The sequence below is a fragment of the Rhodanobacter terrae genome (assembly GCF_042657005.1).
GTDB lineage: Bacteria > Pseudomonadota > Gammaproteobacteria > Xanthomonadales > Rhodanobacteraceae > Rhodanobacter > Rhodanobacter terrae.
The window spans coordinates 13,732-36,402 of record NZ_JBHSNG010000004.1 but is presented as its reverse complement, the minus strand read 5'-3'; the positions used below and the strand labels follow the sequence as shown (position 1 = coordinate 36,402).

The following is a 22,671-nucleotide window of genomic DNA, read 5'->3' as shown; positions in this document are numbered from 1 at the left end:
TTTTACTGCAGCAAGGCGTTGATCGTCTCGAGATCCTTCACGTCGGCGGTGCCGGCGGTTTCCTTGAGCAGCAGCTTGTTCAGGATGAACTGGTGGCGGGCCTGCGAATAACTGCTTTCCGAAGAGGTCAGGGTCTGGATCGCCAGCAGCACGTTGGTCATCGTCTGGGTGCCCACCTCGAAGCCCGCGCGGGTCGCTTCAAGCGCCTTCTGGCCGGAGTCCACCGAGGCTTTGGCCGACTCCACTTGGGCGATGCCGGCGATCACCGAACGGTAGTAGTTGAGCGTATCGCGCACCACCTGGCGGCGCTGCGATTCCATCGCGTCGGTGGCGGAATCGCGCTGGTAGATCGACTGGCGCACATGCGACTGGGTCGCGCCGCCGGAAAAGATCGGCACGTTCAGCGTCAGTCCGATGGTGGTCGAGGACGGGTCGCGGAAACGGCTGTTGGCGTCGGTTTCCGACCAGCTGGCGCCCTTGCCGTAAGTTACCCCTGCGCTGATCGTTGGCAGATGGCCCGCGCGCGCGGCGGTGATGTTGTGCTCCGCGGCCTCCACGTTGTTTTTCTGCGCGAGCAGGTTGGGATTGGTCAGCAGGGCCTGCTTGACCCAGCTGTCCTGATCGGCCGGTGTCGGCGGCTCCATCGGCAGGTCGTCGCGCAGTTTCTTTAGATCGCCGGTCGGCTTGCCAGTGATCTGGGTGAGCGCCTCGCGCGCATCGTTGAGCGCGTTCTGCGCGGCGATCGTCTGGGACTTGGCCGCCTCGTAGTAAGCCTTCGCCTGGTAAACGTCGGTGATCGCCGAGAGGCCCACCTTGTAGCGCTGGTCGGACTGTTCGTACTGCTGCCGGAATGCATCCTCGTTGGCCTTGGCGTAGGTCAGCTCGTCCTCGCTGGTCAATACGCCGAAATAGGCCGTGGCCACCCGCACGTACAATTCCTGGGCCGCCGCCTGGTACAGCTCGTCCTGGGCATCCGAGGCGGAGTGTGCGGCCTTCAGGCTGGCGTACTTGCTGAAGTCGAGCACGGTCTGGCTCAGCGTGCCGCTGATGTTGCGCGAGCGGCTATGCCCCACCAGATGGCCGCCCTGGGTCTGGCTCAGGCTCATGCTTCCGTTGATCTGAGGCAGCAGCGCCGCGCGCGCCTGAGCCACATCTTCGCCGATGGCCAGCCGGGTGGCGTCGGCCTGGGACAGCACCGGGTCGTTGGCGCGTGCGTCGTGGTAGGCATCGAGCAGATCCGTGCCGTGGCTGGGCAGCGATATGGCGGCCATGGCCAGGGCCAGGGAGAGCAGCTTCAAACGCATGGATTGCCTCATGGGGATCGGTCGGGGCGTAGTCAGAAGACGAACCGTTGCGGGGGTTCGGCATGAGTCAGATAGGGGAGGTCGGTCTCGAACAAGGTTTCCTCGCGATAACGCCCGGCACCTTCATGGGTCAGCAAGGTGGCCTGTTGCGCCGGCGAGAGCCCGCGCACGGCCAGCAAACGGGCGCCAGGCTTGAGCCAGGTCAGCCAGTGCGGAGGAATCTCGAAGACAGCGCCGGTTACCACCAATGCATCGAACAAGCCGTCGGGTTGCCACGCCTGGACGGCCTCGGCGGTGACCAGGCTGGCGTTGACGATGCCGGCCGCCTGCAGTCGTTGCGCCGCCGCCGCGGTGAAGTCGGCATGCATGTCCACGCTGGTCACCTGCGCGGACAAGATGGCCAGGCAAGCGGTGAGATAGCCCGAGCCGGTGCCGATTTCCAGCACGCGATCGGTCGGCTGCAACTCCAGCGCCTGCAGCACGCGACCCTCCACCACCGGCTTCATCATCACTTCGCTGTGGCCCAGCGGCAGGCACAGGTCGGCGAAGGCGAGCTGGCGGTGTTCGGCGGCGACAAAATCCTCGCGGTGCACGCGGCCGATGACTTCCAGCACACGGCCGTCCAGTACGTCCCATGGGCGCACCTGGTTTTCCACCATGTTCAGTCGCGCCTGCTCGATATTCATCGCCATCTGCTCGTGTCCCGTGCGGATCGAAAAAGGTCAAAGAGAATAAGCGCTGCGGCTCGCTCCCACAATGACAGGTCCGACAGTGACAAGCCTGCCGGTTGCGCGTTGGCCTACTAAGTGCCGGAAGTCACCGCGACGGGCTGACGGTCGTCACCCATCGCCGGATGGCAGCCGAAATGGCGCTGGACCATCGAGCCGACGCCATTCTGGAAAATAATTGAACCGCTGCGTATAATAAAGCTCGAATTCCTTTTTGTGAAGGTGGAGGCATGAATACCAGCGCGCCGATCAAACCCCAGGGCCCCGGTCGCCCGAAGGACATGGAGAAGCGTGCGGCGATTCTGGCGGCGGCCAAGGCGTTGTTCATCCGCAATGCGTTTGCCGGCACCAGCATGGACGCGATCGCAGCCGACGCCGGAGTATCCAAGCTCACCGTCTACAGCCATTACGGCGACAAAGACAACCTGTTCCGCGAAGTGATCCGCTCGCGCATCCAGGACCTGTTGCCGGAAGAGACCTACTTCTTCGATCCGAAGGTCGATATCAAGACCACCTTGCTGCGGGTGGCGCTGACCCACGCCCATCTGGATTGCAACGCCGAAACCGTGGGCACCTTCCGCGCCATCCTCAGCGACTGCCGGCAAGGCAACCCGCGCTACGGCAAGTTGATCTGGGAAGAGGGCGCCATGCGCACGCATGGCTTGATGGAACGTCTGCTGCGGCAGGCGGTTGACGCCGGCCAGCTCGACATCGACGACGTGCCGCGGGCCAGTGCGCAGTTCCTGACGCTGATCAAGGGCAATCTGATGATGCGTCAGATGTTCGGCTGCGCCGAATGTCCCGAGAGTTATGCCCAGGAAATCGAGACCACGGCGAGAGCCGGCGTCAGCATGTTCCTGCGCGCCTTCCTGCCGCGCGGCAATCCATCGGCCTGAGGGCATTCACCGGACGCGTCCGATGCAGGCAGGTCTGTGCGTGCCGTTATGCGAAATCGGTCAGGCGCCGATGTTCGACAACGCGGGCGATCTACCAGTCCAGGTTCGGTGGCGATTCGGACCCGTACGCTTCCGTTTTTACCGCGTCGGCCTGCACAGCCATCCGGTGTCAGGGTGCGTGATAATGCCTCACAGATCCGAGTAAAGGTTGCCCGATGAAGCTGCAGGTGCCGTTTGTCCAGTTACCGTTGCAGTTCGATGCCGATGTGCTGGCGCGTGAGATCGCCGCCCTCGGCAGCGAGCACTGGCGCGAACACCCGCAAAAATTCCCGGGCAATTACGCCCTGCCGCTGATCTCGGCCGGCGGCAATCCCGACAACGACGCGGTAGCCGGCGCGATGCGCCCTACCCCATATCTCGCGCAATGCCCGTACCTGATGCAGGTGCTGGCGCGGATCGGAGGAGTGTGGGGACGCACGCGGCTGATGAAGCTGACTGGCCAGGCCGAGGTCAGTCCGCATGCCGACATCAACTACTACTGGCGTGAGCGAGCGCGCGTACACGTGCCGATAGTGACCCGACCCACGGTGCGCTTTCTGTGTGGCGACGCCGAGGTCAACATGGCGCCGGGCGAGTGCTGGGTCTTCGACACCTGGCGCACGCATCAGGTCATCAATGCGGCCGACGACGAGCGCATCCACCTGGTGGCCGACACGGTCGGCGGCGAGCCGTTCGCGGACCTGGTCAGGCGCGGTCGCGCGCCCGGTCACGGCGCTTTCGACGGCTGGCGCGCGGAGCCCACTGCGCCGCAGGCCGGCGCCCTGTTCTCGCTGCGCTATGAAGCCGTCAACGTACCGGTGGTGATGACGCCGTGGGAGCTGCGCGAACACGTCAGCTTCCTGTTTGGCGAGGCGCGTGCGCACCCGCAACTGGAACTGGCGCACCAGATCGCCATACGGTTCCTGCATGTCTGGCGGGCATTGTGGGCACAGTACGGTACCGATCAGGCCGGCTGGCCGGCCTACCGCGTAGCGCTCGATGCGTTCTCGGACGACATGGAGCGCTACGCAGTGCCACTCCAGATGGTCAATGGCGCGCTGTTCATGAACACGTTGCGAGGAATGATCCTGCAGGTGGCGTTGATCGATAACGCCGCGGTCGCGGACGCCGGCGAACCGCGAACGCCGATGGCGTCGACAGTGATTCAGGCACGCAGCGATCACAGCGGGGGCGATCCCCTGTTCGACCGTCCGGTCTTCATCATTTCGCCGCCACGCGCGGGTTCGACGTTGCTGTTCGAGACGCTGGCGCAGGCGCCGGGCTTGTACACGATCGGCCACGAGAGCCATGCGCTGATCGAAGGCCTGCAGAAGTTGCACCCCGCCAGCCAGGGCTTCGATTCCAACCGGCTCGATGCGACCGCGGTGACGCCGGAACTCGCAGCGGAATTACGGCGGCGTTTCCACGCCGAACTGCGCGATCGCGATGGCCACCCGGCGAAAACGTCACCGGTACGTCTGCTGGAGAAGACCCCGAAGAACGCGCTGCGCGTGCCGTTTCTGGCAAAAATTTTCCCAGAGGCGCACTTCGTCTATCTGCACCGCGACCCGCGCCAGACGCTGGGCAGCATGCTCGATGCGTGGCAATCGGGCCGCTTTCGCACCTATCCGCAGCTGCCCGGATGGGACGGCCCGCCATGGTCGCTGCTGCTGGTTCCCGGCTGGCGTGAATTGAGCGGGCGCTCGCTGCCCGACATCGTCGCCACGCAGTGGAGTACCACCACGCGCATCTTGCTGGACGATTTCGATGCACTCCCGGCCGAGCGCCGCCAAGTTGTCCACTATGACGCGTTGCTCGCCGATCCAGCGACGGAAGTGGCGCGCCTGTGCGCGGCACTCGGGTTCGACTGGGATCGTCCGCTCGATGCCGCGCTGCCGTTGTCGCGTTTCACCCTTTCCGCACCCGCGCCCGACAAGTGGCGCCGGCATGCCGGGCAGATCGACGCGGTATTGCCAGGCTTGCAGCGGATCATCCAGCGGGCAGAACGGTTCGCTGCGCAGCACACTCCGCCGCCCCAGGCGGGCTGATCTTCACCTGGCTTTTTCATGCGCATTTCTACGCTGGGGAGGTCTCGGTGGCACTGGCATGTCGATGTCCCGCCCGGGTCCCTTTCCATCTACGCAGGAGCAAGTCATGGCCAAGACCAAACCGTTCGTCAGCGACATCGAGAACATCCGCAAGCGCGCACGCAAGGACATCGACAAAGGCGCGATGACAGCGGGCTACAGCGCCGACCGGGCCACCGTGGTCAAGCTGCTCAATCATGCGCTGGCCACTGAACTGGTCTGCGTGCTGCGCTACAAGTATCACTATTACATGGCGTCGGGCATCAACTCGCAGGCGATCAAGGCCGAATTCCTCGAGCACGCCAACGAGGAGCAAGGCCACGCCGACCAGATCGCCGAGCGCATCACCCAGCTCGATGGCAAGCCGAACCTGTCGCCCGAGGGTCTGCTCAGCCGCAGCCATTCCGACTACGTCGAGGGCGAGGACCTGGTCGACATGATCAAGGAGGATCTGGTTGCCGAGCGCATCGCTATCGACAGCTATCGCGAAATGATCACCTACATCGGTACCGACGACCCGACCACGCGCCGCGTGCTGGAAAGTATCCTGGCGGTGGAAGAGGAACACGCCGAAGACATGAACACGCTGCTGGAACAGCTTGGCAAGAAGGGCGAACCCGCGAAGCCGGCGCCGGGCAAGAAGCCGGCTGCCAGCAAACAGGGTTGATCGCCACGAACGAATGCAATGCGTGCGCCCATTTGTTCCGCGCTCACCAGCCGGCCAGTGCCAGCTTGCCGATCATCGTGCCCGACTCCAGCCGGCGATGCGCTTCGCGCAGGTTCGCGGCGTTGATCGGCGCGAGCGTCTCGGTGCGCGTGCCGCGCAATTCACCGGCGTCGATAAGCGCGGCCACGCGCTCGAGGATGCGGCCTTGCTCGGCCTGGTCGGCGGTTTTGAAGCGCGGTCGGGCGAACATCATTTCCCAGTGGATGCCGATCGACTTGGCCTTGTACGGATCGCCGATCTTCAGCGCACTGCTCGGCTCTACGATCAGGCCGACGTGGCCCAGCGGCGCGAGGATCTCGCCGAGAATGTCCCAGTAGAGTGCGGTATCGGCGAGATTGAGTGCGGCATCGACCTGGTCGAAACCCAGCACGGCCAGCTGCGGTGCCAACGGCTGGCGATGATCGATCACGTGCTGCGCGCCCAGCGAGCGACACCAGGCTATGGTCTGGACGCGCGAAGCGGTGGCGATGACGGTGAAGCCCGCACGCCGCGCCAGCTGGATCGCGATCGAGCCGACGCCGCCGGCACCGCCGACGATCAGCAGCGACTTGCCAGCGCCGCCCTTTTCGCTGTCGAACGGCATGCGCTGGAACAGCAGTTCCCACGCGGTGATCGTGGTCAGCGGCAGCGCTGCGGCATCAACCAGGTCGATCGACCGTGGCGCATGGCCGACCAGGCGCGCGTCCACCAGCTGGTACTCGGCGTTGCTGCCCGGGCGAGTGATATCGCCGGCGTAGTAGACGCGGTCGCCCGGCTCGAATCCGCTGACCGATTCACCGACCGCTTCGACCGTGCCGGCGGCGTCATAGCCGAGCACCTTCGGCCGGGCTTCGATCTGCGGCTTCGGCGAACGGACTTTGGTATCGACCGGATTCACCGAGATGGCCTCGACGCGCACGAGCAGGTCATGCTCGCCGGGCGCGGGTTTGGGCTGTTCGACATCGACCAGCGATTGCGGATCGTCGATCGGCAGGTAACGTGTGAGTGCGACGGCTTTCATGCTTGCGGCTCCGTGGCGAGGTTGAACGGTACCGGTGGCGGATTGCGCTCGGCGAACATGCCATTCCAGTAAGGGTAGTAGGGATAAGGCGGGGTGACCGCGCTGGCCGCGTCGAGCCGGGCGAGTGCTGCGGCGCCGAGCGTCCAGCCGGCCGCGCCGAGGTTGTCGCGTAGCTGGGCTTCATTGCGCGCGCCGATCAGCACGGTGGAAACCGTGGGCCGCGTCAGCAGCCAGTTCAGCGCAATCTGCGGGATCGTGCGGCCGGTTTCCGCGGCGACGGCTTCCAGCGCATCGATCACGCGATACAGCCGCTCCCCGTCGACCGGTGGCGCGAAGTCCGCGGTCTCGTGTAGACGGCTGCCCTGGGGCAGCGGCTGGCCGCGACGAATCCTGCCGGTGAGCCGGCCCCAGCCCAGCGGACTCCACACCACCGCGCCGACACCTTGGTCCCGCCCCAGCGGCATCAACTCCCACTCGTAGTCGCGCCCGATCAGCGAGTAGTAGGCCTGGTTCGCCACGAAGCGCGAATAACCATGCGTGTCGGCCGCGGCCTGCGACTTCATCAGCTGCCAGCCGGAGAAGTTCGACGCGCCCAGATAGCGCACCTTGCCCGCGCGCACCAGATCGTCCAGCGTCGACATCACCTGCTCCACCGGCGTCATCGCATCGAAATGGTGCAGCTGCAGCAGGTCGATGTAGTCGGTACCGAGCCGCTTCAGTGCGCGTTCCACGCCGCCGATCAGGTGATGGCGCGAGGCGCCGACATCGTTCGGGCCATCGCCCGCGCGCAAGGTGAGCTTGGTCGAGATGATCGCCCGCTCGCGTCGGCCCTTCAGCGCGGCGCCGAGGATGGCTTCCGATGCACCGTCCGAATAGACGTCCGCTGTGTCGAACAAATTCGCTCCGACATCGAGGCAGATGCCGACCAGCCGCTTCGCCTCCTCGACGTCGGTGTCGCCCCATGCGCTGAACAACGGCCCCTTGCCGCCGAACGTGCCGGCACCGAACCCGAGCGCGGGCACCTTGAAGCCGGAGTTGCCGAGATAGCGGTATTCCATGAAGGCGGTCCTTGTGAAACTCAGAGAGGGGTTTCGGTACAGATCACGACGGCTATCCGCCGTGACGGTTGGATGTCCAGCCGTACGCTCCATAGCGCGACAACGAGCCCGAGCACCGGCAGCAGCGCCGCCACCCAGCTCACCGCGGCCAGGCCCGGGCCAAGGCTGATCACCACGCCGCCCAGCCATGCACCGATCGCGTTGCCGAGGTTGAACGCAGCGATGTTGAAGCTCGACGCCAGTACCAGACCGCCAGTGGCCTTCTGCAATACGCGCAGCTGTAGCGGGGCCACGGTGGCGAAGGCGGCGATGCCGAGCAGGCCGCTGAAGGCGATCATCGCCGGCTTGCTGTGCAGCGCGAACGTCATCGTGCCGAGCACGATCGCCAGTGCGGCCAGCGTACCCAGCAGGGTCGCCACCAGCCGGCGGTCGGCGAGACGGCCACCGAGCAGGTTGCCGATCACCGTGCCGCCGCCGAACACCAGCAGGATCGGTGACACCGCGCTGTCGGCGAAGCCGGTGACGCGGGTGAGGATAGGCTGGATATAGGTGAACACCGCGAACACGCCGGCAAAGCCGAGCACGGTCATCAGCAGGCCCAGCAGCACCTGCGGATGCGCGATGCCTTTCAGTTCCTCGACGAAATTCATCGGTGTGCTGTCGCCGCGGTCGGCCGGTACCAGCATGGCGATGATCGCGGTGGCGAGCACGCCGATCGCGCTGACCGCCCAGAACGTGGCGCGCCAGCCGAAATGCAGCCCCAGCCATGCGCCGGCCGGCACGCCGAGCAGGGTCGCCACGGTCAGGCCGGTGAACATGATCGAGATCGCCGAGGCCTTGCGATCCTCCGCCACCAGCCCGGTCGCCACCACCGCGCCCACGCCGAAGAAGGTGCCGTGGGCCAGCAAGGTGATCCCCCGGGCGAGCATCAGCACAGCGTAGTTCGGCGCCAGCGCGCTGGCGAGGTTGCCGATGGTGAAGATCACCATCAGCGCGATCAGCGCGGTCTTGTGGGGCAGCCGGCTGTTCGCCGCGGTCAGCAGCGGCGCACCGAAGAACACACCCAGCGCGTAGCCGGAAATCAGCAGGCCGGCTGCGGCGATGCTGACATGCAGGTCGGCCGACACCTGCAGCAGCAGGCCCATGATCACGAATTCGGTGGTGCCGATGCCGAACGCGCCGGCGGTCAGCGCATACAGCGCCAGGGGCGTGCGGGTGCGGGTGATGGCAGTGGAGGGCATGGCGACGATCCAGGCAGAAACGATGCACCAGCTTAGGCAGTTGCTTTTTTGTCAAAAACCGCCAAGATGACTAATCATTTTCAATAAATGATTGATAGTCATGGACCGCGTCGGCGATCTCAGCCTGTTCCTGCGCGTGCTCGACCTGGGCTCGATCAGCGCGGCCGCGCGCAGCCTCGACCTGTCGGTGGCGGTGGCCAGCCAGCGCCTGAAGCGGCTGGAGCGCGACCTCGGCGTGCGCCTGCTGCACCGGACCACGCGCCAGCTGCATGCCACGCCGGAAGGCGCCGCCCTGGCCCAACAGGGACGTACGCTGGTGGAGGATCTGGAAGCGCTGACCGGCGGCATTCGCCAGACCGCCACCGAAGTGGCCGGAACCTTGCGGGTCACCTTGCCGGCGTCGTTCGGGCGTCAGTACATCTCGCCGCTGCTACCGGAGTTCCTGGCGCGGTATTCACGGGTGAGGCTCAGCGTGAATCTCAACGACCAGATGCTGGATCTGGTCGGTTCCGGTTTCGATCTGGGCATACGCGTCGGCGCGCTGGGCGACTCCGGCCTGGTGGCGCGCCAGCTGGCGGTGAACCGGCGCGTGCTGTGCGCATCGCCCGATTACCTGTGCCGGCGCGGCATGCCGCGCACGCCGGAGGATCTGGCCGCGCACGACTGCCTGCTGCTGGTCGGCAGTCAGGGTCGCCAGGACGTGTGGCGTTTCGGCGATGGCCAAGGCGGCGAGATCGCACAGCGGGTGGATGGCCGCTTCGAGAGCAATCTCGGCGAGTTGCTGCGCGACGCCGTGGTGGCCGGCCTGGGTATCGCGATGCACTCGATCTGGCATGTGCACGAAGAATTGCGCACGGGACAGCTGCAGGTGCTGTTGCCGAACTATCCGCTGGCCGCCACCGGCATCCACGCGGTGATGCCGCAGCGCCGGCTGGTGCCGCCGCGGGTACGCGCGTTCGTCGATTTTCTGGCCGAGCGGCTGGGGGATCATCCGCCGTGGGAGAACTGAGCGGCGTACGGGCGTCATGGGAAGACCCCCGCCGCGGCGGCATAGCGATCCGCCGGGTCTGCGAAACAGGCTGCGCGCTCCATTCGGATCACGCAGCCGCCCGGGCTGGACTCAGTCTTTATTCTCGGCCTGGTAACGCGCGATGCCGGCCACGATCTCGGCCTTCGCCTCGTCCGCGCCGACCCAGCCTTCGACCTTGACCCACTTGCCCTTCTCGAGATCCTTGTAGTGCTCGAAGAAATGACCGATGCGCTCCAGCCAGTGCGAGGAGACGCCCTTCATGTCGGTGATGTGCGCATAGCCGGGAAAGATCTTCGGTGCCGGCAACACGATCAGCTTCTCGTCGCTGCCGGCCTCGTCGGACATCTTGAGCATGCCGACCGGGACGCAGCGGATCACCGAGCCGGGAATCAGCGACAGCGGCAGGATCACCAGCGCGTCCAGCGGATCGCCGTCGCCGCCCAGCGTGCCCGGCACGTAGCCGTAGTTGCACGGATAACGCATCGGCGTGGACAGGATGCGATCGACGAAGATCGCGCCGCTCGTCTTATCCACTTCGTACTTGACCGGCTCGGCATCCTTCGGGATTTCGATGACCACGTTGATTTCGTGCGGCACGTCGCTGCCGGCGGGGACGAGATGCAGACCCATGGGATGTCCTTGCTACGGAGGAGAAAGTTGGCCGGCAAGCATACGTCAAATGCTGCTGCGGCGCAGCAACGATAGCTTTGTCTGGACCGGGGTCAGGCCTTTTTCGGCATCCGGTAGGGCCGTTCGCGCAGCCACTTGGTGGCGATCCACTTCTCGCCGCGCAGCACCGGCAGACCCGCATGCAGCGAGCTGTAGTCGCCGCTTTCGTAGGCGAAATAGACGGCCGTACCGCGGCGCGCGGTGACGGTCAGGCCGATCTCGGGGAACGCCGTGCCGCCGCCTAGCTCGGGCGTGTTCAGATACATCACCACACTGGCGATGCGCTGCCCGCCGACGGCCGTGATCGCGCCGTAGCCGGGCTGGTCCGGGTCGAACCAGTCGAAGTGCGGTTCGTACTCCTGGCCCGGCAAGTAATGCAGGATCTGCGTCCCTTCGCCATGATTCACCGGCACACCGAGCAAGCCGGCCAGGCGTTGTTCGATGCGACCGACCAAGGGCAGCTCGTTCAAGGTGAAGAACATGCCTTCACTGGTACGCCGCTGATCGACTTGATGGCGGCCGTCGCTGTCGACGGTGAGCGCGCGCTGCAGTCGGGGTCGCGCCAGTCCGATCAGCTCGGCGCATTCCTGTTCGGTAAGCACGCCGTCCAGCACCCGCAGCATGGGAGCCTCCACGCTGACCGGGATCCGGATGGTATGCCCGTCGATGCTGACTTCGGGTGCCTGCGGAGGTCTGGTGCGCAAGCCTCGTGGCGCCGGGTTGCCGGTGGTCGCGTGCAGCGCGGCCAGCGGCAGTTTCATCACTTCGGCAACGATGCCGCGACTCTGCCGCGGATCGTAGCCGTTCTCCTTCATCAACCGCAGCACCTCCGGCACGCCGTGGCCTGCGCGTGTCGTGGCAAGAATCCATTCGCGCAATTCGGGACTGATCGTGATGCGTGACTGCATGGCGGCGCGGATCGGGAGCGAGAAAGAGCGTCTACTTTACGAGCGATCTGCGGCGCGTCCAAACGCCGCGAGCCGGCAACGACCTGCTTGCGGTACCGCATGAAGCACGCGAGTCGCCTTACTTCAGCTGATCCCACAGGAAATCGTAAGCCAGCGCATGCATCAGTGCGGCCTGCTTGTTGTCCGCACCGGCGCCGTGGCCGCCTTCGAGATTCTCGTAGAACCACACGTTCGCCATGCCCATCGCCTTCATCTTCGCGGCCATCTTGCGCGCCTGCACCGGGCCGACGCGGTCGTCGCTGGTGGTGGTGTAGAACAGCACCGGCGGGTAGTGCGCGTCCTTCTGCAGGTTCTGGTACGGCGAGAACGTCTTGATGAAGTTCCAGTCCGCGGTGTCCGGATCGCCGTACTCGGCCATCCACGACGCGCCGGCCGACAGGTGGGTGTAGCGCTTCATGTCGAGCAGCGGCACTTCGCACGCGATCGCGCCGAACAGCTGCGGATACATCGTCAGCATGTTGCCCATCAGCAGGCCGCCGTTGCTGCCGCCTTCGGCGCCGAGATGTTTTGCGCTGGTCACGCCCCGCTTGACCAGATCCTCGGCCACCGCGGCGAAATCCTCGTACGCGCGCGGACGGTTCGCCTTCAGCGCGGCCTGGTGCCACTGCGGGCCGTACTCGCCGCCGCCGCGGATATTGGCGATCACGTAGACGCCGCCGCGGTTCAGCCAGGCGCGGCCGATGCTGCCGCTGTAATGCGGCTGCAGCGAGACTTCGAAGCCGCCGTAGCCGTACAGCAACGTGCGGTTGGAACCATCGAGCTTCATGTCCTTCGGGGTGATCTCGAAATACGGCACTCGGGTACCGTCTTTCGATGAGACGAAGTGCTGGCTCACCGCGAATGCCGCGGCGTCGAAGAACGCCGGTTCCTGCTTGATCGTCTCGGCTGCGGCACTGCCCAGCACGCCGCGCTCCAGCGATGCCGGCGCAAGGAAGCCGGCGACGTCGAGCCAGTATTCGTCGCTGTGGTCGGGGTCGGTGTCGATCACGCTGATCGTGCTCATCGCGGGCGCGCCGGGCATCGCCTCGCGCTTCCAGTCGCCGGTCGGCGCCGCCGCCAATGGCGGGGTCAGCACTTCCAGCCGGCTCTTGACGTCGTCCATCAGATTGAGGATCAGGTGGTGCCGGGTCCACGCGTACGAGTCCAGCGAGGTATGCGCGTCGGGCTGGAACAGCACGGTGAAGTGGCGCTCGCCGGCCATGAAGCTGTCGAACCGCGTCGCCAGCAGCGCGCCGGAGGGATAGGTGGTGCCGCCGACCGTCCACGGTGAACGGATCCGCACCATCAGCCATTCGCGACGGGCGTCGGTGTCGGCGTCGGTCGGCACGTCGAGCCGGGTCAGCTTGTCGCCGTTGCGCTGGTACAGCTCGCTGTGGAAGAAATCCTTGGCGACGGAAACGAAGTCACGTTCATAGCCTGGCGTGCGGTCGTGATACGCGCTGATCGCGAGGTCGGTCGGCTTGCCTTCGTACACGGTGATGGCGGCCGACAGTGGCGTACCGCGCCTCCACTGCTTGACGATGCGCGGATAGCTCGATTCGGTCATCGAGCCGGGGCCGAAATCGGTGCCGACGTAGATGGTGTCCTCGTCGATCCAGCCGACCTGGCTTTTCGCTACCGGCAGCTCGAAGCCGTCCTTCACGAAGGCCTTGTGCGGAATGCTGAATTCGCGCACCACCGTCGCGTCGCCGCCATCGGGCGACAGCGAGATCAGGCAGCGCTCGAATGCCGGCTTCAGGCATTGCGCGCCCTTGTATACCCAGCGCTTGCCTTCGGCCTTGTTCAGCGCATCGACGTCCAGCAGCACTTCCCACTTCGGTTCGGCCTTGCGGTATTCGGCCAGTGTGGTACGTCGCCAGATGCCGCGCGGATGCGCCTTGTCGCGCCAGAAGTTGTAGAGCTCATCGCCCATGCGATTGACATAGGGGATGCGTGCATCCGAATCGAGCACTTCGAGGATGCTGTCGCGGGTCTTGACGAACTCGGTGTTGTCGACGAACTGCTTCGTCGTCACCGCGTTCTCCTGCTTCACCCAGTCCATCGCGCGGGCGCCGTGGATGTCCTCCAGCCATAGGAATGGGTCGTCCATCGATGGGGCATCCGTGGACGCCTTGGCGGGTTGGTTCTCGAGTTGGCTGTTTTGGGCTTGGGTATCGTTCATGCCCGCCAGTGTGACGCCGAGTGCCAGCATCAGCCAGACCGATTTCATCGTGTGCCTCTCGTGTGCGAATGGATCGGCAGGCGGGGCCCGCCGTCGGTCGAGCGTAACGGCGCGACGATACGGGTGCTTGTGACTAAAGTCAGGGCGAGCCGATCTGCGCGTAGCCACCAAACAAAAATCCCGCCTCGCCGGCGGGATTTTCGCTGAAGTGGAATGCGTGTCCTACAGCAACGGAATCAGCAGCAGCGCCACGATATTGATGATCTTGATCAGCGGGTTCACCGCGGGACCGGCGGTGTCCTTGTACGGATCGCCTACGGTATCGCCGGTGACCGCGGCCTTGTGCGCCTCGGAGCCCTTGCCGCCGTGGTGGCCGTCCTCGATGTACTTCTTGGCGTTGTCCCACGCGCCGCCACCGGTAGTCATCGAGATCGCCACGAACAGGCCGGTCACGATGGTGCCGATCAGCACGCCGCCGAGCGCCTGCGCGCCGGCGACGGACGAGCCGGCGAGCCACTTGAAGCCGAACGCGACCACGATGGGCACCAGCACCGGCAACAGCGAGGGCACGATCATTTCCTTGATGGCGGACTTGGTCAGCATGTCCACCGCCTTGTCGTACTGCGGTTTGCCGGTGCCTTCCATGATGCCGGGAATGTCGCGGAACTGACGGCGGACTTCCTCGACCACGGCGCCGGCCGCACGGCCGACCGCCTCCATCGCCATCGCGCCGAACAGATACGGGATCAGGCCGCCGATCAGCAGGCCGATGATCACGTAATGGTTCGACAGGTCGAACGTGGTGGCGCTGCCGAAATGCGTTTCGAGGTTGTGGGTGTAATCGGCGAACAGCACCAGCGCAGCCAGCGCGGCCGAACCGATCGCGTAGCCCTTGGTCACCGCCTTGGTGGTGTTGCCGACCGCGTCGAGCGGATCGGTGACGCCGCGCACTTCCGGCGGCAGGTCCGCCATCTCGGCGATGCCGCCGGCGTTGTCGGTGATCGGGCCGTAGGCATCGAGCGCCACGATCATGCCGGCCATCGACAGCATCGCCGTGGCGGCGATCGCGATGCCGTACAGGCCACCCAGCGCATACGCGCTCCAGATCGCGGCGCAGATCACGATCACCGGCAGCGCGGTGGATTTCATCGAGATGCCCAGGCCCGCGATGATGTTGGTGCCGTGGCCGGTGGTCGACGCCGCTGCGATGTGCTGCACCGGACCGAATTGCGTGCCGGTGTAGAACTCGGTGATCCACACGATCAGGCCGGTCAGCACCAGCCCGATCAGCGAGCAGTGGAACAGCGCGTGGTTGGATATCACCAGGCCGTCGCCGGTGGTCAGGCCTTGCGGCAGCAGGTTGCCGGTTACGAACCAGAACGCGACGGCCGAGAGTACCGCCGACACGATCACGCCCTTGTACAGCGCGCCCATGATCGAACCGCCTTGCTTCACCTTCACGAAGAAGGTCGCGATGATCGAGGCGATGATCGACACGGCGCCGATGACCAGCGGGTACAGCACCGCGTTGAGGTTGTTGGCAAAGGTGAGGCCTGCCAGCAGCATCGTGGCGATCACGGTCACCGCATAAGTCTCGAACAGGTCGGCCGCCATGCCGGCGCAGTCGCCCACGTTGTCGCCCACGTTGTCGGCGATCACAGCCGGGTTGCGCGGGTCGTCCTCTGGAATGCCGGCCTCGACCTTGCCAACCAGGTCGGCACCCACATCCGCGCCCTTGGTGAAGATGCCGCCGCCCAGGCGCGCGAAGATCGAGATCAGCGAGCTGCCGAAAGCCAGCCCCACCAGCGAATGCAGCGCAGGCTCGCCGGTGATGCCCATTTGGTTGAGCACCAGCCAGTAACCCGTGACCCCGAGCAAGGCCAGCCCGACCACCAGCATGCCGGTGATCGCACCGCCGCGGAAGGCCACGTCCATCGCCGCGCTCAGGCCGCGCCGCGCGGCTTCGGCGGTGCGCACGTTCGCGCGCACCGACACGTTCATGCCGATGTAGCCGGCTGCGCCGGAGAGCACGGCGCCAATCAGGAAGCCGATCGCCGTCGACCAGTTCAGGAAAAAGCCGATCAGCAGCATCAGCACCACGCCGACCATGCCGATGGTGGCGTACTGGCGGTTGAGGTAGGCGCGCGCACCTTCCTGGATGGCCGCCGCGATCTCCTGCATCCTATCGTTGCCCGGCGATTGCGCCAGGATCCAGCGCGCGGAAAATGCGCCATATAGAATTGCCACTACCGCACACGCCAGAACGATCCAGCCATACTGCTGCAGCATCGGAACCTCCCCATGATTGTCAGTGGCCGTCCGGAACGGGCGGTCCCATGGAGTATAGGCAGACCTTGTTGCAGGGACCGTTGTGCGACGCAGCGCCGCGGCACGTATTCCAGGGTGCGGTGGGTTCGAAACGACATGCGCGGCTGGATCCGTTCGCCGGCTTCTGCCGCGGGACGATCTGCCGCTGAAACCGGCGTGCTCCGGTCCAGTCATGGACCCGGGTCATGCGGTTCCATGGGACTCCCGGTAAAAACGCTCGACGTCGTCGAGCCGGCATAATTGGGTGCCAGCGGCGAGCAACGCCGCGGTGCCCGCCGCGATGCCGAAACCTGCCGCTTCCCTCAGGGAAAGGCCGCGGGTCAATCCCACCAGGACGCCTGCCAGCATCGAGTCGCCGGCTCCGACCGCGCTCTTTACGGTAACCGGGATGGACGGCAGACGCTCGATGGCGTCCTTGCTCGCCACAACGGCGCCTCTCGCGCCGAGGGACACCACGGCGACCTCGCAACGATCCTGCTCGATCAGCTCTCGAGCCGCCTGCTCCTCTGCGCGCTCGCCTCGGATCGGACGGCCCACCAGACCCTCCAGTTCGATGAGGCTCGGCTTCAGCAAATAGACGCCGGGGCCGGCACGTTTGAGCGCCGGTCCTGAGGTATCCAGCACCAGACGCTTTCCCTGACGTCTGGCCAATTCCGCGACACGGCTGTAGAAATCCTCGGGGACGCCCAGCGGCAGGCTTCCGCTGGCGACGATGTAGGTGGCGTCGGCTGCAGCAGCCGCCAATTCGTCGAGGCACAGCTGCTGGTCGATACTGCCGATCTCGGGCCCGGGAAGAATGAAGCGGTATTGCGCGCCGTGCTCGCGCTCGATGACGTTGAGGCTCTCGCGCGTGAATCCGGTGATGGGGATGGCCTTGTACTCGACGCCCTCTCGACGCAGCAGATGGCCGATCAGATTTCCCGCCGCACCGCCGGCGGGAAAGACCGCAAGTGCATCGACGCCGAGCGCATGAGCGGCCCGTGCGACGTTGATCCCGCCACCGCCCGGGTCATAGCGCGGCGTATCGCAACGCAACTTGCGATCCGGGACGATTTGATCGGTCGATGTCGCGATATCCAGCGCCGGGTTCATCGTCAATGTGACGATCTTCGCCATGACCACCTCCGCGAGCCAACGAACGTTGAGCCAAACGACGACGAAACCGGAAAAATCGGCGGATGAGGAAAAGTCCGTGTGGACCGGTCAGTGCTTGAATGCCGGCAATTTCTTCGCCACCGCCGTGTTCTTCAGCCGCCCGTACTTGGGCAAGCCGTTACGCCCATGGGGCGGGTGCGCTTCGCCTTGGATCAACGGCGCCAGATAACGCCGTGCGGCCGCCGTGATGCCGAAACCATCGAGGGTGAGAAAATCGGCCGGCATTTTCTTCTCGCGATTGGCGATCTGGTCCAGCGCCGCGGGCTCGATCTTCCAGCGATACGGTGCATCCGATGTCCGCGTGATCACCGGCATCACCGCGTTCATGCCGGCCAGCGCGTATTCCACCGCCGCCTTGCCGACTGCATAGGCCTGATTCGCATCGGTCTTGGAAGCCATGTTGCGCGCCGAACGTTGCAGGTAGTCAGGCAGCGCCCAGTGATACTTGTAGCCGAGTTTTTCCTTCACCAGCGCCGCCAGCACCGGCGCCACGCCGCCGAGTTGCGCATGCCCGAAGGCATCGCGGGTGCCGGCCTCGGCAAGGAACTGGCCGGCCGCGTTGCGCACGCCCTCGGAAGCCACCACGGTGCACCAGCCCACGCGCTCGACGGTGGCCTTCACCTTGGCCAGGAACGCGGCTTCGTCGAACGTGTTCTCCGGGAACAGGATGATATGCGGCGGCTCATCCTCACCCTCGCCGGCGAGCCCGGCCGCGGCGGCGATCCAGCCGGCGTGGCGGCCCATCACTTCGAGGATGAACACCTTGGTCGAGGTTTCGGCCATCGAGGCCACGTCGAGGCTCGCTTCCAGCGTGGAGATGGCGGTGTACTTGGCCACCGAGCCGAAGCCGGGGCAGCAGTCGGTGACGGCGAGATCGTTGTCCACCGTCTTCGGCACGCCGATGCAGCGGATGTCGTAACCCATCGCCTCGCCCAGCTGCGAAATCTTCAGCGCGGTGTCGGCCGAGTCGTTGCCGCCGTTGTAAAGGAACCAGCGGATGTCGTGTGCGCTGAACACATCGATCAGCCGCGCGTACTCGGCGCGGTTGTCTTCCAGCGATTTCAGCTTGTAGCGGCATGAGCCGAACGCACCGCCGGGCGTGTGCCGCAGCGCGCTTATCGCGGCGGCCGATTCCTTCGAAGTGTCGATCAGCTCCTCGCGCAGCGCGCCCAGGATGCCGTTGCGCGCGGCGTACACTTTCACGCCTTGGCCGCGCGCCGCCTCGATCACGCCGGCGGCGGTGGCATTGATCACCGCGGTGACGCCGCCGGACTGGGCGTACAGCAGGTTGCCGGTAGGGGCGGGCGGACGGCGGTTCGGGCTCATGGCGATCCTCAATCGGGCGGTGACTGGAGTGGCCGCGATCGGCGGCAAATCTTTTCGTAACAGACACTTGGCGATAGGCAACGAAGTGCGCCGTTTGACGGCACCGGGTACAGCCGCTAATTTGACAGCCAATTCTGGGAATCTGGCGGGCTCCGTAGTGTGCGGCAGCCCGCCGAACTTGTGGAGCATTATGCGACTCGTCCTACTTGGTGCGCCCGGCTCGGGCAAAGGCACGCAGGCTGCGCGTCTGAAGACGGAGTTCGGCGTGCCGCATATCTCGACCGGCGACATGCTGCGCGCCGCGGTCGCCGCCGGTACGCCGATGGGACTGAAGGCCAAGGCGGTGATGGACGCCGGCCAGCTGGTTTCCGACGACATCCTGCTCGGCATGCTGGAAGACCGGCTGACCCAGGCCGACGCGAAGGCCGGCTTCATCCTCGATGGCTACCCGCGCAACCTGGCCCAGGCCGACGCGCTCGACCAGCTGCTGGCGAAGATCGGCCAGCCACTGGATGCGGTGGTGAAGCTCAAGGTACCCAGCGAAGTGATCATCGGCCGCTGCGAGATCCGCTTCAAGGCCGAAGGCCGCGCCGACGACAACCCCGACACCGTGCGCAAGCGTCTGGCGATCTACGCCGAGCAGACCGCGCCGGTGGCCGAGTTCTATGCCAGGCGCGGCAAGCTGCAGATCGTCGATGGCGTCGGCGAGCTAGGCGAGGTCAGCGCGCGGGTCAAGCAGGCGCTGCAGAACGGACCGGCGGCAGCGAACGGCTGAGCACATCCCGCTCCCGTCGAGCGGTTTCAAGGAATCCGTCCCACCATGCGTCTGCATATCCTCGGCATCTGCGGCACCTTCATGGGCGGTGTCGCCGCGTTGGCGCGCGAGCTGGGCCATACGGTCGAAGGTTCCGACGCCAACGTCTATCCGCCGATGAGCACGCAGCTGGAAGCGCTCGGCATCGGGTTGATGAGCGGTTACGCGGCGGAACACCTGCAGCCCGCGCCCGACCTCGTCGTGGTTGGCAATGCCATGACCCGCGGCAATCCCGCCGTCGAATACATGCTCGATCACCGCCTGAGCTACATCTCCGGTCCACAGTGGCTGGGCGAGACGCTGCTGGCCGATCGCGACGTGCTGGCGGTCGCCGGCACTCATGGCAAGACCACCACCACCAGCCTGCTGGCGCATCTGCTGGAAAGCATCGGCCTCGCGCCGGGCTTCCTGGTCGGCGGCGTACCGGGCAATTTCGGCGTGTCGGCGCGGTTGGGGCGAGTGGGCGGTCAGCGCAAGGGCGGACCCTCATCCGGCGCTGCGCGCCACCTTCTCCCGGTGGGAGAAGGATCTTCCGAGCAGCCGTCGGCTGCACCGTTTGTGATCGAGGCGGACGAATACGACACCGCATTCTTCGACAAGCGCAGCAAGTTCGTGCACTACCGCCCGCGCATCGCGATCCTCAACAATCTCGAGTACGACCACGCGGACATCTTCCCGGACGTGGCTGCCATCCAGCGCCAGTTCCATCATCTGGTGCGCACGGTGCCAGGCAATGGCCGGCTGATCGTCAACGCGCACGATGTGCGGCTGGCCGAAGTGCTGGCCATGGGCTGCTGGACGCCGGTGGAAACCTTCGGCATCGGCCGCGGCGACTGGCAGGCGACGCTGGTCGAAGCGGACGGCTCGGCGTTCACGGTGCACCGCGGTGGCGAGCTGATCGGTGACGTGCGCTGGCCGCTGCTCGGCAACCACAGCGTGATGAACGCACTGGCCGCGCTGGCGGCCGCTACGGCGGCCGGTGCCGACCCGCGCGGGCTGCTGCCCGCGTTTGCCACGTTCGAGAGCGTCAAGCGGCGGATGGAACTGGTGGGCGAAGTGAATGGGGTGCGCGTCTACGACGACTTCGCCCATCACCCCACCGCGATCGCCACCACGCTGGCCGGTCTGCGCGCGAAGATCGGGGGTGCGCGCATCCTGGTGGCATTGGAGCCACGCTCCAACTCGATGCGCCAGGGCGCACATGCCGAAGCGCTGGCACCATCATTGGCCGACGCCGACGCGGTGGTGTTCCTGCATCGCCCCGGACTGCCGTGGGATGCCAGTCACGTCACCGCGGCCTTGGGTGGCCGAGGCAGCACGGCGCCGACGGTCGACGCACTGATCGCGGCCTTGCATGCACAGGCACAACCCGGCGACCAGGTGATCTTCATGTCCAACGGCGGCTTCGAAGCGGCGCCACGGCGCTTTGTCGAGAGACTGCGGGGCGGTTGAGCCTGCGCGCGCCGATCGGTGCACTGGGTACACTCGTCGCATGGCCGCCCAATCGCCGCTGATCGAGATGCCGTTGTTTCCGCTTGCCTCCGTGCTGTTTCCCGGCGGAAAGCTGCAACTGCGCATTTTCGAACCGCGCTATCTGGATCTGGTGCGCGAGTGCTCGCGTCAAGGCACCGGTTTCGGCGTATGCCTGATTCTCGCGGGGCAGGAAGCCGGTGAACCGGCGATTCCGGCGGCGATCGGCACGATCGCACGAATCAGCGACTTCCATCGCGGCGAAGATGGCCTGCTCGGTATCGTGGCCGAGGGCGGCTCGCGCTTTCGCGTGGTGCGCAGCCGTGTGCGTTCCGACGGCTTGCTGCGTGGCGACGTGGAAGTCTGGCCGGCCGAACCGGAAGAGGTGGTGCCGGTGGAGTTCGCGCTGTTGCAGAGCATCCTCGAACGGCTGATCGAGACGATGGCGCCGCAATGGCGGCTTGCCTCGCGCAGCGCCTACGACGATGCCAGCTGGGTGGGCTTTCGGCTAGCCGAGCTGCTGCCATTGGATGTGAGTGAGCAGCAACGCTTGCTGGAACTGACCGATCCCGTGCAGCGGCTGACTGAACTGCGCGATATTCTGCCGCGCTTCCAGAAGCCATGACTCATCATCGGGGCGAACACGTCGTAGACTGATGTTTTGCGATGGAGTCGATGCGCATGGGCAACCTCGCCGGCAAGACCTTGTTCATCACCGGCGCCTCGCGCGGGATCGGCCTGGCGATCGCGCTGCGTGCGGCCCGTGACGGCGCCAACATCGTGATCGCGGCCAAGAGCGGCGTGCCGAATCCGAAATTGCCCGGCACCATCCATACCGCGGCGGCGGCCGTTGAAGAAGCCGGCGGCAAGGCGCTGGCGCTGCAAGTGGATATTCGCGAAGAATCGCAGGTGCGCGCTGCCGCCGCGCAGGCGGCCGAGCGCTTCGGCGGCATCGACATCGTGGTCAACAACGCCAGCGCCATCTGGCTGGCCGGTACCGCCGATACACCGATGAAACGCTACGACCTGATGCATCAGGTCAACACGCGCGGCACGTTCCTGGTGACCCAGAGCTGCCTGCCGTATCTGAAGCAGGCGGCAAATCCGCATGTGCTGATGCTGTCGCCGCCACCGAACCTCGATCCGAAATGGTTTGCGCCGCACACTGCCTACACCATCGCCAAGTACGGCATGAGCCTTTGCGTGCTCGGCATGAGCGCGGAGTTCGCGCCGCTGGGCATCGCGGTGAACGCGTTGTGGCCGCGTACGGTAATCGCTACCGCCGCGATCGGCATGATCGAGGGCGTGAAGGCCGAACATTGCCGCAAGCCGGAGATCGTCGCCGATGCCGCGCACGTCATCCTGAACCGTCCGGCGCACGACTATACCGGTCATTTCGCGATCGACGAGAACGTCTTGCGCGAGGCGGGAGTGGTCGACTTCGGCAGCTACGCCGTGCAACCGGGCATGCCGTTGTTGCCGGACCTTTTTCTGGACTGAAACATCCCGGGTGTAGACGAGCGCCCCGTGGCAGGCAGGGACGGCGACACGACAAACTCTCGCGAAAGGGCGCCATGGGATTTTTTGCGTCAACCGCGTGTTTTGACGTCAGTTATTGCTAACGATGTATGCCTTAGTTTTCGCCTATTCCCTACCCCGCGAGAGTATAT

19 protein-coding genes are annotated in these 22,671 nt (G+C 65.5%); 8 read left to right on the top strand and 11 right to left on the bottom strand.

Going from position 1 to position 22,671, the window contains the following annotated elements:
* Window positions 1–2: 2 nt before the first annotated feature.
* Together ACFPPB_RS05350 and ACFPPB_RS05345 are read right to left on the bottom strand one after the other, a co-directional pair.
* Window positions 3–1,304 carry a TolC family outer membrane protein gene (locus tag ACFPPB_RS05350; RefSeq protein ID WP_377325102.1) on the bottom strand — a complete coding sequence of 434 codons (1,302 nt, stop codon included), beginning with the start codon at window positions 1,302–1,304 and terminating at the stop codon, window positions 3–5.
* 32 nt (window positions 1,305–1,336) lie between these two features.
* Window positions 1,337–1,996 (bottom strand): protein-L-isoaspartate O-methyltransferase family protein, encoded by a 660-nt coding sequence (locus tag ACFPPB_RS05345; RefSeq protein ID WP_377325100.1) that lies wholly within the window; start codon window positions 1,994–1,996, stop codon window positions 1,337–1,339.
* 266 nt (window positions 1,997–2,262) lie between these two features.
* Between ACFPPB_RS05345 and ACFPPB_RS05340 the strand changes: the two genes are divergently transcribed.
* From ACFPPB_RS05340 to ACFPPB_RS05330, 3 genes are all read left to right on the top strand, one after another.
* Window positions 2,263–2,928: a TetR/AcrR family transcriptional regulator gene (locus ACFPPB_RS05340; RefSeq protein WP_377325098.1), complete on the top strand. Its 666-nt coding sequence runs from the start codon at window positions 2,263–2,265 to the stop codon at window positions 2,926–2,928.
* A 215-nt stretch (window positions 2,929–3,143) separates the two neighbouring features.
* Window positions 3,144–5,015, top strand: a complete 1,872-nt coding sequence (locus ACFPPB_RS05335) for a sulfotransferase (protein WP_377325096.1) — start codon at window positions 3,144–3,146, stop codon at window positions 5,013–5,015.
* 106 nt (window positions 5,016–5,121) lie between these two features.
* Entirely contained in the window at window positions 5,122–5,721 is a 600-nt protein-coding gene (locus ACFPPB_RS05330; RefSeq protein ID WP_377325094.1) for a ferritin-like domain-containing protein, read from the top strand.
* Window positions 5,722–5,764: 43 nt separating this feature from the next.
* On the opposite strand, the gene ACFPPB_RS05325 is transcribed toward ACFPPB_RS05330, so the two are convergent.
* The 3 genes from ACFPPB_RS05325 to ACFPPB_RS05315 are packed head-to-tail and all read right to left on the bottom strand — an operon-like array spanning window position 5,765 to window position 9,080.
* The gene (locus ACFPPB_RS05325; RefSeq protein ID WP_377325092.1) at window positions 5,765–6,781 is read right to left on the bottom strand and encodes a zinc-binding alcohol dehydrogenase family protein; all 1,017 of its coding nucleotides are present in this window, start codon (window positions 6,779–6,781) and stop codon (window positions 5,765–5,767) included.
* The gene (locus ACFPPB_RS05320) at window positions 6,778–7,839 is read right to left on the bottom strand and encodes an aldo/keto reductase (RefSeq protein WP_377325090.1); all 1,062 of its coding nucleotides are present in this window, start codon (window positions 7,837–7,839) and stop codon (window positions 6,778–6,780) included. The genes ACFPPB_RS05325 and ACFPPB_RS05320 overlap by 4 nt, the downstream gene beginning before the upstream one ends.
* 20 nt (window positions 7,840–7,859) lie before the next feature.
* Complete coding sequence (locus ACFPPB_RS05315; protein ID WP_377325088.1) at window positions 7,860–9,080, bottom strand: MFS transporter; 1,221 nt, start codon at window positions 9,078–9,080, stop codon at window positions 7,860–7,862.
* Between the two features lie 100 nt (window positions 9,081–9,180).
* Between ACFPPB_RS05315 and ACFPPB_RS05310 the strand changes: the two genes are divergently transcribed.
* Window positions 9,181–10,089 (top strand): LysR family transcriptional regulator, encoded by a 909-nt coding sequence (locus ACFPPB_RS05310; RefSeq protein ID WP_377325086.1) that lies wholly within the window; start codon window positions 9,181–9,183, stop codon window positions 10,087–10,089.
* A gap of 111 nt (window positions 10,090–10,200) precedes the next feature.
* On the opposite strand, the gene ppa is transcribed toward ACFPPB_RS05310, so the two are convergent.
* From ppa to ACFPPB_RS05280, 6 genes are all read right to left on the bottom strand, one after another.
* The gene (ppa, locus tag ACFPPB_RS05305; RefSeq protein ID WP_377325084.1) at window positions 10,201–10,740 is read right to left on the bottom strand and encodes an inorganic diphosphatase; all 540 of its coding nucleotides are present in this window, start codon (window positions 10,738–10,740) and stop codon (window positions 10,201–10,203) included.
* Between the two features lie 92 nt (window positions 10,741–10,832).
* On the bottom strand, window positions 10,833–11,687 hold the full coding sequence (locus ACFPPB_RS05300) for a 2OG-Fe(II) oxygenase (protein WP_377325082.1): 855 nt from the start codon (window positions 11,685–11,687) through the stop codon (window positions 10,833–10,835).
* 118 nt (window positions 11,688–11,805) lie between these two features.
* Window positions 11,806–13,908, bottom strand: coding sequence for a prolyl oligopeptidase family serine peptidase (locus ACFPPB_RS05295; RefSeq protein WP_377325466.1), 2,103 nt, complete (start codon window positions 13,906–13,908; stop codon window positions 11,806–11,808).
* Between the two features lie 222 nt (window positions 13,909–14,130).
* Entirely contained in the window at window positions 14,131–16,197 is a 2,067-nt protein-coding gene (locus ACFPPB_RS05290; protein WP_377325080.1) for a sodium-translocating pyrophosphatase, read from the bottom strand.
* A gap of 222 nt (window positions 16,198–16,419) precedes the next feature.
* Window positions 16,420–17,352 carry a 1-phosphofructokinase family hexose kinase gene (locus ACFPPB_RS05285; RefSeq protein ID WP_377325078.1) on the bottom strand — a complete coding sequence of 311 codons (933 nt, stop codon included), beginning with the start codon at window positions 17,350–17,352 and terminating at the stop codon, window positions 16,420–16,422.
* An 87-nt stretch (window positions 17,353–17,439) separates the two neighbouring features.
* Window positions 17,440–18,717, bottom strand: a complete 1,278-nt coding sequence (locus ACFPPB_RS05280) for a 6-phosphofructokinase (RefSeq protein ID WP_377325076.1) — start codon at window positions 18,715–18,717, stop codon at window positions 17,440–17,442.
* A gap of 190 nt (window positions 18,718–18,907) precedes the next feature.
* On the opposite strand from ACFPPB_RS05280, the gene ACFPPB_RS05275 reads away from it, so the two are divergent.
* The 4 genes from ACFPPB_RS05275 to ACFPPB_RS05260 are packed head-to-tail and all read left to right on the top strand — an operon-like array spanning window position 18,908 to window position 22,501.
* Window positions 18,908–19,492, top strand: coding sequence for an adenylate kinase (locus ACFPPB_RS05275; RefSeq protein WP_377325074.1), 585 nt, complete (start codon window positions 18,908–18,910; stop codon window positions 19,490–19,492).
* Window positions 19,493–19,537: 45 nt separating this feature from the next.
* Complete coding sequence (gene mpl / locus ACFPPB_RS05270) at window positions 19,538–20,983, top strand: UDP-N-acetylmuramate:L-alanyl-gamma-D-glutamyl-meso-diaminopimelate ligase (RefSeq protein ID WP_377325072.1); 1,446 nt, start codon at window positions 19,538–19,540, stop codon at window positions 20,981–20,983.
* A gap of 40 nt (window positions 20,984–21,023) precedes the next feature.
* Window positions 21,024–21,626: an LON peptidase substrate-binding domain-containing protein gene (locus ACFPPB_RS05265; protein ID WP_377325070.1), complete on the top strand. Its 603-nt coding sequence runs from the start codon at window positions 21,024–21,026 to the stop codon at window positions 21,624–21,626.
* 56 nt (window positions 21,627–21,682) lie between these two features.
* The gene (locus ACFPPB_RS05260; RefSeq protein WP_377325068.1) at window positions 21,683–22,501 is read left to right on the top strand and encodes an SDR family oxidoreductase; all 819 of its coding nucleotides are present in this window, start codon (window positions 21,683–21,685) and stop codon (window positions 22,499–22,501) included.
* The last annotated feature ends 170 nt before the right edge of the window (window positions 22,502–22,671 follow it).

What these genes read in the sequence shown, in the direction of transcription:
- ACFPPB_RS05280 (WP_377325076.1), bottom strand. Translation starts at nt 18,717, where the DNA reads ATGAGCCCGAACCGCCGTCCGCCCGCCCCTACCGGCAACCTGCTGTAC.
- ACFPPB_RS05320 (WP_377325090.1), bottom strand. Translation starts at nt 7,839, where the DNA reads ATGGAATACCGCTATCTCGGCAACTCCGGCTTCAAGGTGCCCGCGCTC.
- ACFPPB_RS05260 (WP_377325068.1), top strand. Translation starts at nt 21,683, where the DNA reads ATGGGCAACCTCGCCGGCAAGACCTTGTTCATCACCGGCGCCTCGCGC.
- ppa (WP_377325084.1), bottom strand. Translation starts at nt 10,740, where the DNA reads ATGGGTCTGCATCTCGTCCCCGCCGGCAGCGACGTGCCGCACGAAATC.
- mpl (WP_377325072.1), top strand. Translation starts at nt 19,538, where the DNA reads ATGCGTCTGCATATCCTCGGCATCTGCGGCACCTTCATGGGCGGTGTC.
- ACFPPB_RS05325 (WP_377325092.1), bottom strand. Translation starts at nt 6,781, where the DNA reads ATGAAAGCCGTCGCACTCACACGTTACCTGCCGATCGACGATCCGCAA.
- ACFPPB_RS05265 (WP_377325070.1), top strand. Translation starts at nt 21,024, where the DNA reads ATGGCCGCCCAATCGCCGCTGATCGAGATGCCGTTGTTTCCGCTTGCC.
- ACFPPB_RS05340 (WP_377325098.1), top strand. Translation starts at nt 2,263, where the DNA reads ATGAATACCAGCGCGCCGATCAAACCCCAGGGCCCCGGTCGCCCGAAG.
- ACFPPB_RS05300 (WP_377325082.1), bottom strand. Translation starts at nt 11,687, where the DNA reads ATGCAGTCACGCATCACGATCAGTCCCGAATTGCGCGAATGGATTCTT.
- ACFPPB_RS05345 (WP_377325100.1), bottom strand. Translation starts at nt 1,996, where the DNA reads ATGGCGATGAATATCGAGCAGGCGCGACTGAACATGGTGGAAAACCAG.
- ACFPPB_RS05275 (WP_377325074.1), top strand. Translation starts at nt 18,908, where the DNA reads ATGCGACTCGTCCTACTTGGTGCGCCCGGCTCGGGCAAAGGCACGCAG.
- ACFPPB_RS05350 (WP_377325102.1), bottom strand. Translation starts at nt 1,304, where the DNA reads ATGCGTTTGAAGCTGCTCTCCCTGGCCCTGGCCATGGCCGCCATATCG.
- ACFPPB_RS05285 (WP_377325078.1), bottom strand. Translation starts at nt 17,352, where the DNA reads ATGGCGAAGATCGTCACATTGACGATGAACCCGGCGCTGGATATCGCG.
- ACFPPB_RS05310 (WP_377325086.1), top strand. Translation starts at nt 9,181, where the DNA reads ATGGACCGCGTCGGCGATCTCAGCCTGTTCCTGCGCGTGCTCGACCTG.
- ACFPPB_RS05330 (WP_377325094.1), top strand. Translation starts at nt 5,122, where the DNA reads ATGGCCAAGACCAAACCGTTCGTCAGCGACATCGAGAACATCCGCAAG.
- ACFPPB_RS05290 (WP_377325080.1), bottom strand. Translation starts at nt 16,197, where the DNA reads ATGCTGCAGCAGTATGGCTGGATCGTTCTGGCGTGTGCGGTAGTGGCA.
- ACFPPB_RS05335 (WP_377325096.1), top strand. Translation starts at nt 3,144, where the DNA reads ATGAAGCTGCAGGTGCCGTTTGTCCAGTTACCGTTGCAGTTCGATGCC.
- ACFPPB_RS05295 (WP_377325466.1), bottom strand. Translation starts at nt 13,908, where the DNA reads ATGAACGATACCCAAGCCCAAAACAGCCAACTCGAGAACCAACCCGCC.
- ACFPPB_RS05315 (WP_377325088.1), bottom strand. Translation starts at nt 9,080, where the DNA reads ATGCCCTCCACTGCCATCACCCGCACCCGCACGCCCCTGGCGCTGTAT.